The organism is Leifsonia sp. C5G2, from assembly GCF_013359685.1.
Taxonomy (GTDB): domain Bacteria; phylum Actinomycetota; class Actinomycetes; order Actinomycetales; family Microbacteriaceae; genus Leifsonia.
In genome coordinates, this window is sequence record NZ_JABFMV010000002.1 from 230,360 (window position 1) to 242,007 (window position 11,648).

Annotated in this window: 10 protein-coding genes; all 10 read right to left on the minus strand. The window is 69.2% G+C overall.

Annotated elements, in window-relative coordinates; all coding sequences use genetic code 11:
* Positions 1–120: 120 nt before the first annotated feature.
* The 10 genes from HNO83_RS03920 to uvrA all read right to left on the minus strand — a co-directional run bounded on the left by HNO83_RS03920 (position 121) and on the right by uvrA (position 11,639).
* The gene (locus HNO83_RS03920; protein WP_175336204.1) at positions 121–486 is read right to left on the minus strand and encodes an RNA polymerase-binding protein RbpA; all 366 of its coding nucleotides are present in this window, start codon (positions 484–486) and stop codon (positions 121–123) included.
* Between the two features lie 29 nt (positions 487–515).
* Complete coding sequence (secG, locus tag HNO83_RS03925) at positions 516–761, minus strand: preprotein translocase subunit SecG (protein ID WP_018191139.1); 246 nt, start codon at positions 759–761, stop codon at positions 516–518.
* A gap of 74 nt (positions 762–835) precedes the next feature.
* A complete protein-coding gene (gene tpiA / locus HNO83_RS03930; RefSeq protein WP_175336205.1) occupies positions 836–1,639 on the minus strand; it encodes a triose-phosphate isomerase in 804 nt (267 codons plus the stop codon).
* Positions 1,627–2,844, minus strand: coding sequence for a phosphoglycerate kinase (locus HNO83_RS03935; protein WP_175336206.1), 1,218 nt, complete (start codon positions 2,842–2,844; stop codon positions 1,627–1,629). The genes tpiA and HNO83_RS03935 overlap by 13 nt, the downstream gene beginning before the upstream one ends.
* 15 nt (positions 2,845–2,859) lie before the next feature.
* Positions 2,860–3,864 (minus strand): type I glyceraldehyde-3-phosphate dehydrogenase, encoded by a 1,005-nt coding sequence (gap, locus tag HNO83_RS03940; protein WP_175336207.1) that lies wholly within the window; start codon positions 3,862–3,864, stop codon positions 2,860–2,862.
* 103 nt (positions 3,865–3,967) lie between these two features.
* Entirely contained in the window at positions 3,968–4,594 is a 627-nt protein-coding gene (locus HNO83_RS03945; protein WP_175336208.1) for a superoxide dismutase, read from the minus strand.
* A gap of 118 nt (positions 4,595–4,712) precedes the next feature.
* Entirely contained in the window at positions 4,713–5,693 is a 981-nt protein-coding gene (gene whiA, locus HNO83_RS03950) for a DNA-binding protein WhiA (protein ID WP_175336209.1), read from the minus strand.
* Between the two features lie 55 nt (positions 5,694–5,748).
* Positions 5,749–6,642, minus strand: a complete 894-nt coding sequence (gene rapZ / locus HNO83_RS03955) for an RNase adapter RapZ (protein ID WP_175336210.1) — start codon at positions 6,640–6,642, stop codon at positions 5,749–5,751.
* A 38-nt stretch (positions 6,643–6,680) separates the two neighbouring features.
* Entirely contained in the window at positions 6,681–8,732 is a 2,052-nt protein-coding gene (gene uvrC, locus HNO83_RS03960) for an excinuclease ABC subunit UvrC (protein WP_175336211.1), read from the minus strand.
* Positions 8,733–8,735: 3 nt separating this feature from the next.
* The gene (uvrA, locus tag HNO83_RS03965) at positions 8,736–11,639 is read right to left on the minus strand and encodes an excinuclease ABC subunit UvrA (protein WP_175336356.1); all 2,904 of its coding nucleotides are present in this window, start codon (positions 11,637–11,639) and stop codon (positions 8,736–8,738) included.
* Positions 11,640–11,648 lie beyond the last annotated feature (9 nt).

The following is an 11,648-nucleotide window of genomic DNA, read 5'->3' on the forward strand; positions in this document are numbered from 1 at the left end:
GGGCGCGATTCGTCACGAACGGGCGCGATTCGTCACGAACGGGCGCGATTCGTCAGGAACAGCGGCAGGGAACGGCCAAGGCCGCCCACCGGGAGGTGGACGGCCTTCGTGCGCGTGGTGCTAGTTCGTGGTGGGGCGGCCGCGACGGGCGCGGAGCTGGTTGAGGGCGTCCTCGAGCAGCTGCTCCGCCTCCTCCTCGCTGCGGCGCTCCTTCACGTACGCGAGGTGCGTCTTGTACGGCTCGGTCTTCGCCACCGACGGCGGGTTCTCCTTGTCGCGGCCGGCGGGAAGGCCGGTCGACGGCGAGTCGATGACGTCGGGGATCTCCTCCTCGGGGAGGTTCGCAGCGAAGTAGCGGACGGTCTCGTTGCCGAGCGCGTCCCAGTACGACACGGCGATGCGCTCCGCGTGGAAGCCGCGGTCCTGCTCGCCCATGGGACCCGCGCCGACGCGCGAGCCACGGATGGCACTGCCTCCGGAAGCCATGCTCTTCTCCTTCTCCGGTCGGGGCGCGCTTACGCGCTGAACTTGGTGATCAGACCGAGGACCACGATGCACGTGATCCAGATCAGCCCGAGGATGACCGTGATCCGGTTGAGGTTGCGCTCCGCCACCCCGGACGCGCCGAGGTTGGAGGTGACACCGCCGCCGAACATGTCGGACAGACCGCCACCGCGGCCCTTGTGCAGAAGGATGAGCAAGGTCAGCAGGAGGCTGGTGATGCCCAGCAGGACCTGCAGGACGACCTGGAGAATCAGCACGGAGAACCTTTCGGGAAGCGACCCGGGGCCGAACCCCGGGGAAAACCAACTGCCAGTATAACTCGCGGGCGCTCTCAGAGCCCGACGTGCTTCTGATACCGGACGATGGCCGCGAACTCGTTCACGTCGAGGCTCGCCCCGCCGACGAGCGCGCCGTCGACATTGGGCTCGCGCATGAAGCCGGCGATGTTGCCCGACTTCACCGATCCGCCGTACAGGATGCGCGTCTTCGCCGCCACATCGTCGCCCAGGACCTCGGCGACCACGCCCCGCAGCGCGGCGCAGACCTGCTCGGCCTGCTCGGGCGTCGCCGCCTGACCGGAGCCGATGGCCCACACGGGCTCGTAGGCCACCACGACGTCCGCGGCCGAGTCGACCCCGGCCAGGGCCGCACGCAGCTGGGCGACCGGGACGGCGCTCGCGCCGTGGGTCTCCAGGTCCTCCGCGGTCTCGCCGACGCAGATGATCGGGGCGATGTTGTGCTTGAGCGCAGCGGTCACCTTTGCGGCCACCTGCTCGTCGGTCTCGCCGTGCAGCGTGCGCCGCTCGGAGTGGCCGATGATGACGTAGCGGGTCTCCAGCGCCTCCAGGAACGCGGCCGAGATCTCGCCGGTGTAGGCGCCGGACTCGTGCTCGGAGACGTCCTGGCCGCCGAACGCGAGCGGCAGCTTGTCGGCTGCGACCAGCGTCTGCACACTGCGGAGGTCGGTGAACGGCGGGAACACCGCGACCTCGACGGCGGAGAAGTCGTGGTTCGCATCCTTCAGCGTCCACGCCAGCTTCTGCACGAACGCGATCGCCTGGAGGTGGTCCAGGTTCATCTTCCAGTTGCCGGCGATGAGCGGGACGCGCCGCACCGTGGGGCTCACTGCTGCCATCCGAGGACCTCCAGTCCGGGGAGTCGCTTGCCTTCGAGGAACTCGAGGCTCGCGCCCCCGCCCGTCGAGATGTGACCGAACTGGTCGTCGCGGAAGCCGAGCGCACGCACGGCCGCCGCGGAGTCGCCGCCGCCGACGACGCTGAGGCCGTCGACCTCGGTGAGCGCCTGGGCGACCGCCTTCGTGCCCGCGGCGAACGGAGCGAGCTCGAACACGCCCATCGGGCCGTTCCAGAACACCGTCTTCGCGCCCCGGATGTACTCCGAGAACAGCTCGGCGGTCTCCGGGCCGATGTCGAGCCCGAGGCCCTTGTCGCCCCAGTCGGTGTCCTCGATGGCGTCGATCGGGCGCACCGCGTGCTCCGCGTCGGCGCCGAACTTCGAGGCGACGACGACATCGCGCGGGAGCACGATCTCGACGCCAAGCTCCTCGGCCTTCGCCAGGTAGCCCTTGACGGTGTCGATCTGGTCGGCCTCGAGCAGGCTCGAGCCCACCTTGTGGCCCTGCGCCGCGAGGAAGGTGAAGAGCATCCCGCCGCCGATGAGCAGCGAGTTCACCTTCGGCAGCAGGTGGCCGATGACACCCAGTTTGTCGGAGACCTTCGACCCGCCGAGGACGACCGCGTACGGGCGCTCCGGGGTCTCGGTCAGCCGGTCGAGCACCTCGAGCTCGGCCTGGATGAGCGTGCCCGCGGCGCTCGGGAGGAGCTTCGCGAGCTCGTACACGCTGGCCTGCTTGCGGTGGACGACGCCGAAGCCGTCGGAGACGAAGGCGTCGCCGAACGCGGCGAGCTTCTCGGCGAAGCTCGTGCGCTCGGCCTCGTCCTTCGCGGTCTCCCCCGGGTTGAACCGGAGGTTCTCCAGCAGGGCGACGTCGCCGTCCGCAAGGCCGGCGACGGCGTCCTGAGCGCCTCCGCCGACGGTGTCGCGGGCGAAGGTGACCGGCTTGCCGAGCAGCTCCGAGAGCCGCTGGGCGACCGGAGCCAGGCTGTACTTGGCGTCGGGCGCGCCGTCAGGGCGGCCCAGGTGGGAGATGACGACCACCCGCGCACCCTGGTTGATCAGGGCGTTCAGGGTGGGGATCGACGCCCGCACGCGGCCGTCGTCCGTGATCTTCGAGCCCTCCAGGGGCACGTTGAGATCGCAACGGACGACGACGCGCTTGCCGGCGAGCGAACCGAGTGAGTCGAGGGTACGGAGCGTCACGTCGGTCGCCGGGGGTTAGAGGCGCTCGGCGACGTACTCGGTCAGGTCGACGAGACGGTTGGAGTAGCCCCACTCGTTGTCGTACCAGCTCGAGAGCTTCACCTGGTCGCCGATGACGCGCAGCAGGCCGGAATCGAAGATCGACGAGTGCGGGTCGGAGACGATGTCGGAGGACACGATCTCGTCCTCGGTGTACTTCAGGATGCCCTTGAGCGGACCCTCGGCGGCCTTCTTGTAGGCGGCCTTGATCTCGTCGACGGTCACCGGCCGCGAGGCGGTCACGGTGAGGTCGGTGATCGAGCCGGTGGGCACCGGGACGCGGAGGGCGAAGCCGTCGAGCTTGCCCTTCAGCTCCGGGAGGACCAGGCCGATGGCCTTGGCGGCGCCGGTCGAGGTCGGGACGATGTTGATCGCGGCGGCGCGCGCACGACGGAGGTCGGAGTGCGGGCCGTCCTGCAGGTTCTGGTCGGCGGTGTAGGCGTGGACCGTGGTCATCAGACCGCGCTCGATGCCGAACTCGTCGTTGAACACCTTGGCGAGCGGCGCGAGGCAGTTCGTGGTGCAGGAGGCGTTCGAGATGATGTCGTGGTTCGCCGGGTCGTACAGGTGCTCGTTGACACCGATCACGAAGGTGGCGTCCTCGCCGGTGGCCGGGGCCGAGATGATGACCTTCTTGGCGCCCGCCTCGAGGTGCTTGCGCGCGTCGTCGGCCTTGGTGAAGCGGCCGGTCGACTCGATGACGATGTCGACGCCCAGGTCGCCCCAGCCGAGGTTGGCGGGGTCGCGCTCCGCGAGCACCTTGATCGGCTTGCCGTTCACGACGATGTTGTCGCCGTCCAGCTCGACCGTCGCGTCGAGACGGCCCGTGATGGAGTCGTACTTGAGCAGGTGCGCGAGCGTCTTGTTGTCGGTGAGGTCGTTCACCGCGACGATCTCGAGGTCGCTGCCCTTCGCGAGGGCGGCGCGCAGGTAGTTACGACCAATGCGACCGAACCCGTTGATTCCGATCTTTACGGACACAGATGTCTCCAGTTACTCGATGGGCGCCGCACGGCGCACTTTGGTGGGTGGTTGTTGCGGACGTCGGCGTCCCGGGAGGCACCCTCCCGGGACGCCATCCTGGTTACGACAGTAGCAGCAGACCCGCGGTCTTCTCGCGCGCGCGGACGAAGCGGTCGTTCACATCCGCCCAGTTGGTGATGTTCCAGAACGCCTTGACGTAGTCGGCCTTCACGTTGACGTAGTCGAGGTAGAAGGCGTGCTCCCACATGTCGAGCATGAGAAGCGGGACGGTCGCCGCGGCGAGGTTGCCCTGGTGGTCGTACAGCTGCTCGATGATGAGCTTCTGACCGAGCGAGTCCCACGCGAGGATCGACCAGCCGGAACCCTGGATGCCGAGCGCCGACGCCGTGAAGTGGGCGCGGAACTTGTCGTACGAGCCGAAGAACTCGTCGATCGCCGCGGCCAGCTCGCCGACCGGCTTGTCGCCGCCGTCCGGGGAGAGGTTGTTCCAGAACACGGTGTGGTTGACGTGGCCGGCGAGGTTGAACGCCAGGTCCTTCTCCAGCTTGTTGACGTAGGTCAGGTCGTCGGCGTCGCGGGCCTCCGCGAGCTTCGCCAGCGCGGTGTTGGCGCCGTCCACGTACGTCTTGTGGTGCTTGTCGTGGTGCAGCTCCATGATCCGGCCGCTGATGTTCGGCTCGAGGGCCGAGTAGTCGTACGGAAGGTCAGGCAGCGTGTAGTCAGCCATTACTCATCTCCACTGTTGTTGTGATTCGAGCGACTCGTCGAGTCATCGGGTGCAACCCGGGCGGCCGGCGGATACTTCCGCCGACGCGGGTCCCCCTTCGAAACGTACACCGGGAAAGCTACACCTCGTCGAGATCGGCGGGGAGGCTGGCCTCGGTGCCGGGGATGCCCAGATCGTTCGCGCGCTTGTCCGCCATCGCGAGGAGGCGGCGGATCCGGCCGGCGACGGCGTCCTTGGTCATCGGCGGGTCGGCGTAGTGGCCGAGCTCGTCGAGGCTGGCGTCGCGGTGCGCGAGGCGGAGCTCTCCCGCGTAGTGCAGGTGCTTCGGGACCTCGGGGCCGAGGATCTCGAGCGCACGCTCGACCCGGGCGCACGCGGCCACCGCGGCCTGGGCGGAGCGGCGCAGGTTGGCGTCGTCGAAGTTCACCAGCCGGTTGGCGTTGGCGCGCACCTCGCGGCGCTGGCGCAGCTCCTCCCAGTTCGCGACGGTCCGGTCGGCGCCCATCGCGACGAGCATCGCGCTGATCGCCTCGCCGTCGCGGATGACGACACGGTGGACGCCGCGGACCTCGCGGGCCTTCGCCGAGATCCCGAGCCGGCCGGCCGCGCCGACCAGGGCCATCGCGGCCTCGTTGCCCGGGCAGGTGATCTCCAGCGCCGCGGAGCGGCCCGGGTCGGTCAGCGAGCCGTTGGCGAGGAACGCGCCGCGCCAGACGGCGGCGAGCTCGTCGCGGGAGCCGGTGGTGAGCCGGTTCGGGAGGCCGCGGATCGGGCGGCGCCGCGCATCCAGCAGGCCGGTCTGCCGGGCGAGGGTCTCGCCGCCGTCGAGCACCCGCACGAGGTACTGGCTGGAGCGGCGGACGCCGGAGGCCGGCGTCACGGAGACGTCGCTGCGGACGCCGTACAGCTCGGCCAGGTCTTTCCGGACCCGCCGCGCGAGCTCGGGGGTGTCCAGCTCGCTCTCGACCGCGATCCGGCCGCCGATCAGGTGGAGTCCGCCCGAGAACCGGAGGATGGTGGCCAGTTCTGCTGCCCGGACCGTGGTCTTGCTGACCTCGACCTTCGTGAGCTCGTCCTTGACGTCGGCGGTGAGAGCCAATCGGATTCCTTACTGTCTCAAGGCAGGGATGGTGCCGTGTGGGGATGGGCCGTGATCATTCTCGGCCGAGGTCTCGGTGCTTGGTGTTGACCGACAGACCGGGGAAGGTGCGCAACCGCGCCGCGAGCTCTTCCGCAATCGCGACGGACCGGTGTTTTCCGCCAGTGCAGCCTATCGCGATCAGCGCGTGACGTTTGTTCTCACGCTGGTAGCCCGCCATGATCGGGCGCAGGGCCGACACATAGCCCTGGATGAAGTCTTCTGCGCCGTCCTGCTCCAGCACGTAGTCGCGTACCACCTCCTCGAGGCCGGTGTGCGGGCGCAGCTCGGGATTCCAGAACGGGTTGGGCAGGAAGCGGGCGTCGGCGACCATGTCGGCGTCGGCGGGCAGCCCGTACTTGAAGCCGAAGCTCATCACCGTCACCTGCACGTCGGCCGCGTCCTCCGCCGCGAACGTGTCGGTGATGTTGGTCGCCAGCTGGTGGATGTTCAGGTCGGAGGTGTCGACGATGATGTCGCTCGCCTCCCGGATCTCGCGCAGCCGCGTGCGCTCGGCCGAGATCCCGTCGAGGATCGTGCCGTCGCCCTGCAGCGGGTGCGGCCGGCGCACCTGCTCGAAGCGGCGCACCAGGACCGCGTCCGACGCCTCCAGGAACAGGACGCGCACCTTCGTGCCCTCGCGCAGGCTCTGGATCATCTCGCGCAGGTCGGTGAAGAAGTTGCGGCCGCGCACGTCGACGACCGCGGCGATCCGCGGCAACCCGGACTCCGCCCGGTTCGCCAGCTCGATCAGCGGCCGCAGCATCTGCGGCGGGAGGTTGTCGACGACGTACCAGTCGAGGTCCTCCAGGGCGTTGGCGACGGTCGAGCGGCCCGCGCCCGACATCCCCGTGACGATGAGCACTTCCTGCTGCTCGGCGCTTGCTTGTGTGTCGCCGTCGGTGGCCATCGACCGGTCTCCTCCGCTTACTGGATGTGACCCCAAGCCTAGCTTCTGGCGTCCGCCGCCTGGCCCTCTTCCGGCTGCGCATCCGCGGTGTCGCCGCGGCCGCCCTCCGCGAGCCGCTCGAAAATCGCCGTCGCGAGGGTCGGGCCGACGCCGCGGACCTCCGCGATCTGCTCCGGCGACGCCGTGCGCAGCTGCGCGACCGACCCGAAGTGCTTGAGCAGCTCCTTCACCCGCGAGGGGCCGAGGCCCGGGATCTCACCGAGGACGGTGCCGATGTCGCGCTTGCGGCGCGCCCGCTGGTAGGTGATCGCGAACCGGTGCGCCTCATCCCGCAGCCGCTGGATGAGGAACAGCGCGTCGCTGTTGCGCGGCAGGATGACCGGGAAGTCGGAGTCGGGCAGCCAGATCTCCTCCAGCCGCTTCGCGATGCCCGCGAGCTGGATGCCGGTCACGCCGGACTCGTCCAGCGCGCGCTTGGCGGCCGCGACCTGCGGCTGGCCGCCGTCGACGATGAGCAGGTTCGGCGGGTACGAGAACTTGCGGCGGCGGCGCTCTGCGGCGGCCTCCACGACCTCGTCGGCGCCCGCGGCGCCCTCGGAGTCGAGCGCGGCCTCCGCCTCGGCGTCCAGCGCGGTCTCGTCGGTGCCGGCCACGGACTCCGTCGCCGGGGTCTCCTTGAGGTAGGCGAGACGCCGGGAGATGACCTGGTAGATCGACTCGGTGTCGTCGGTGGACTCGGGGATGCTGAACCGACGGTACTGGTCCTTGCGCGGGAGGCCGTCCTCGAAGACGACCATCGACGCGACGATGTTCGTGCCGCTCAGGTGCGAGACGTCGTAGCACTCCATCCGGAGCGGCGCGTCGTCCATCCCCAGGGCGTCCTGGATGTCGTTGAGGGCCTTGGAGCGCGCGACGAAGTCGGAGCTGCGCCGCGTCTTGTAGAGCACCAGCGCGTTCTTCGCGTTCATCGAGACCGTCTGCGCCAGGGCTGCCTTGTCGCCGCGCTGCGCGGTGCGCAGCTCGACGCGTCCGGTGTGTCGGCCGCGCGGCGCCGAGGGGTCGGGGGTCTCCCGGCGGCGCTGGGTGAGCCACTGCTCGAGCTCGGCGGTGTCGTCCGGCAGCTCGGGCACGAGGATCTCGCGCGGCGGGGCGTCCGGCCCATCGTAGGCGTTCTGCACGACGGTCTCGACGAGCTCGCCGAGGTCCATGTCGAGCTCCTTGTCGACGACCCAGCTGCGCACGCCGCGCACACGGCCGCCGCGCACGATGAACTGCTGCACCGCGGCCGCCAGCTCGTCGTGGGCGATGCCGAAGACATCGGCGTCGATGGTCTCGGGCAGCACGACCGCGCTCTTGCCGAGCACGCCCTCCAGCGCCTGGATGGCGTCGCGGTGGCGCGCGGCGGCCTCGTAGTCCATCGTGCTCGCGGCCTGCTTCATCTTCTCGGTCAGATCGCGCAGGTAGCCGCTGTCGTTGCCCGCCATGAACGACGCGAAGTCGATCGCGAGGGACTTGTGGTCCTCCGGAGTGATCCGGCCGACGCAGGGCGCCGCGCACTTGCCGATGTCGCCGAGCAGGCACGGGCGCCCGGTCAGCTCGGCCCGGCGGTACACGCCGTCGGAGCACGACCGCACCGGGAACGCCTTCAGCATCAGGTCGACGGTCTCGCGGATCGCCCAGACCTTCGTGTACGGGCCGAAGTAGCGCGCGTCCTTGATGTTGCGGTTGCGGGTGATCATCACCCGCGGGATGCGGTCGCCGAGAGTGACCGCGAGGTACGGGTACGTCTTGTCGTCGCGGAACTTGACGTTGAATGGCGGGTTGAACTCCTTGATCCAGGTGTACTCGAGCTGCAGCGCCTCGTACTCGGTGCCCACCACCGTCCACTCGACGCTGGACGCGGTGGTCACCATGCGCCGGGTGCGCTCGTGCAGGCTGCGCAGCGGCTGGAAGTAGTTGCTCAGCCGCGACCGGAGGTTCTTCGCCTTCCCGACGTACAGCACGCGGCGGTTCCTGTCGCGGAAGCGGTACACCCCCGGCTGGGTCGGGATCTCGCCGGCCTTCGGCCGGTAGCTGACGGTGTCGGCCATCCCCTACGCCGCGCCCCGGGCGGACTCTCCCTGCAGTATCTCCTTGAGGAAGAACCCGGTGTGGCTGCCCGGGGTCTCGGCCACCCGCTCCGGGGTGCCCGTCGCGATGACCTCGCCGCCGCCGGCGCCGCCCTCCGGACCCATGTCGATGATCCAGTCGGCCGACTTGATGACGTCGAGATTGTGCTCGATGACGATCACGGTGTTGCCCTTGTCGAGCAGGCCGTTCAGCACCAGCAGCAGCTTGCGGACGTCCTCGAAGTGGAGGCCGGTGGTCGGCTCGTCGAGCACGTACACGCTGCGGCCGTTGGAGCGGCGCTGCAGCTCGGTCGCGAGCTTGACGCGCTGCGCCTCGCCGCCGGATAGCGTCGTCGCCGACTGGCCGAGCCGCACGTAGCCGAGGCCCACGTCGACGAGGGTCTGCAGGTAGCGGTGGATGGCCGAGATCGGCTTGAAGAACTCCGCCGCCTCGCTGATCGGCATGTCGAGCACCTCGGCGATGTTCTTGCCCTTGTAGTGCACCGACAGGGTGTCGCGGTTGTAGCGCGCTCCCCCGCACACCTCGCACGCGACGTAGACGTCCGGCAGGAAGTTCATCTCGATCTTGATCGTGCCGTCGCCCGAGCACGCCTCGCAGCGGCCGCCCTTGACGTTGAAGCTGAACCGGCCGGGCAGGTAGCCCCGGGTCTTCGCCTCCGGCGTCTCGGCGAACAGCGTCCGGATGCGGTCGAAGACACCGGTATACGTCGCCGGGTTGGACCGCGGGGTGCGGCCGATCGGCGCCTGGTCGACGTGCACGACCTTGTCGAGGTTCTCCAGCCCGGTGACCGTGCGGTGCTTGCCGGGTACCTTGCGGGCGCCGTTGAGCTTGTTCGCCAGCACCCGGTACAGGATGTCGTTGACCAGCGACGACTTGCCAGAACCGGAGACGCCGGTGACGGCCACGAAGGTGCCGAGCGGGAAGTCGACCGTCACCTTCTTGAGGTTGTTGGCCTCCGCGTCCACCACCCGGATCATGCGCTTCTTGTCGACCTTGCGCCGCTTCGCCGGGATGGCGATCTCGCGCCGGCCGGCGAGGTAGTCGCCCGTGAGCGACTCGGTGTTCTTCAGCAGCTCGTCGTAGGAGCCCGAGTGGACCACGTGACCGCCGTTCACACCGGCGCCCGGGCCGATGTCGACGATCCAGTCGGCGGTGCGGATGGTGTCCTCGTCGTGCTCGACCACGATCAGCGTGTTGCCGAGGTCGCGCAGGGCGACGAGGGTGTCGATCAGCCGGCGGTTGTCGCGCTGGTGCAGGCCGATGCTCGGCTCGTCGAGCACGTACAGCACGCCGGTGAGGCCGGAGCCGATCTGCGTCGCCAGCCGGATGCGCTGCGCCTCGCCGCCCGAGAGCGTGCCGGCCGCGCGGGCGAGGTCGAGGTAGCTGAGGCCGACCTGGATGAGGAAGTCGAGGCGGACCTTGATCTCGCGCAGCACCTGCGCGCCGATCTTCTGCTCGCGCTCGGTCAGGTGCAGCTTCTCCATGAAGGCGCGGGCGTCGCTCAGGCTGAGCAGCGACGCGTCGGCGATGCTCTTGCCGTGCACGAGCACCGCGAGCACCTCGGGCTTCAGCCGCTTGCCGCCGCAGACCGGGCACGGCACCTCGCGCAGGTACTCGGCCCAGCGGGCGCGCTGCGTGTCGGTCTCGGCCTGCAGGTACTGGCGCTCGATGTACGGCACCACGCCCTCGAAGCCGGAGGTGTAGGACATCTCACGGCCGTAGCGGTTCTTCCACTTGACCTTGACCTCGAAGTTGTCGCCGTGCAGCACGGCGTCCTTCACATCCTTCGGGAGCTTCGCCCACGGTGTCTTGAGCGAGAACGTGAGGTCGCGCGCGAGGCCGTCGAGCAGCTTCTCGTAGTAGTTGAACAGGCCCTTGCCCTGGGTCGTCCACGGCACGATGACGCCCTCGGCGATGCTGAGGTGGTCGTCGCCGAGCAGGAGCTCCTCATCCACCGACATGCGCGTGCCGAGGCCGGAGCACTCGGGGCAGGCGCCGAACGGCGCGTTGAACGAGAACGTGCGGGGCTCGATCTCGGTGAGCTGGATGGGGTGGCCGTTCGGGCAGGACAGCTTCTCGCTGAAGTTCTGCCACGCGGCCGGGCCCTCGCGGTCGACGTAGTTGACCTGCACGAGCCCGTCGGTGAGCCGGAGGGCGGTCTCCAGCGAGTCGGTGAGGCGGCCGAGGATGTCGGGGCCGGCCACCAGGCGGTCGATCACCACGGAGATGTCGTGCTTGTACTGCTTCTTCAGCGTCGGCGGGTCGGACAGCTGCACCTGCTCGCCGTCGACCAGCGCGCGCGAGTAGCCGCTCGCCGCGAGCTCCTTGAACAGGTCGACGAACTCGCCCTTCTTCTGCGAGACGACAGGGCTGACGACCATGTACCGGGTGCCCGGCTCGAGCTCCATCAGCTGGTCGGCGATCTGCTGCACGGTCTGGCGCTGGATGCGCTCACCGCAGACCGGGCAGTGCGGCACGCCGATGCGGGCCCAGAGCAGGCGCATGTAGTCGTAGATCTCGGTGATCGTGCCGACGGTCGACCGCGGGTTGCGGTTGGTCGACTTCTGGTCGATCGAGACGGCGGGGCTCAGCCCCTCGATGAAGTCGACGTCGGGGCGGTCGACCTGGCCGAGGAACTGGCGCGCGTACGCCGACAGCGACTCGACGTAGCGGCGCTGGCCCTCGGCGAAGATCGTGTCGAACGCGAGCGACGACTTGCCCGATCCGGACAGCCCGGTGAACACGACCATCGAGTCGCGCGGGATCTCGAGGTCGACGTTGTGCAGGTTGTGCACCCGCGCTCCGCGCACGCTGAGGTGCGAACCCGTCACGCGGCTGATGCTGCCGCCGAAGCCCCCGGAGCCGATGCTCCCGGT

Coding starts and splice junctions, on each gene's coding strand:
- uvrC (WP_175336211.1), bottom strand. CDS start 8,732: ATGGCCGACACCGTCAGCTACCGGCCGAAGGCCGGCGAGATCCCGACC.
- tpiA (WP_175336205.1), bottom strand. CDS start 1,639: ATGGCAGCAGTGAGCCCCACGGTGCGGCGCGTCCCGCTCATCGCCGGC.
- rapZ (WP_175336210.1), bottom strand. CDS start 6,642: ATGGCCACCGACGGCGACACACAAGCAAGCGCCGAGCAGCAGGAAGTG.
- HNO83_RS03945 (WP_175336208.1), bottom strand. CDS start 4,594: ATGGCTGACTACACGCTGCCTGACCTTCCGTACGACTACTCGGCCCTC.
- HNO83_RS03920 (WP_175336204.1), bottom strand. CDS start 486: ATGGCTTCCGGAGGCAGTGCCATCCGTGGCTCGCGCGTCGGCGCGGGT.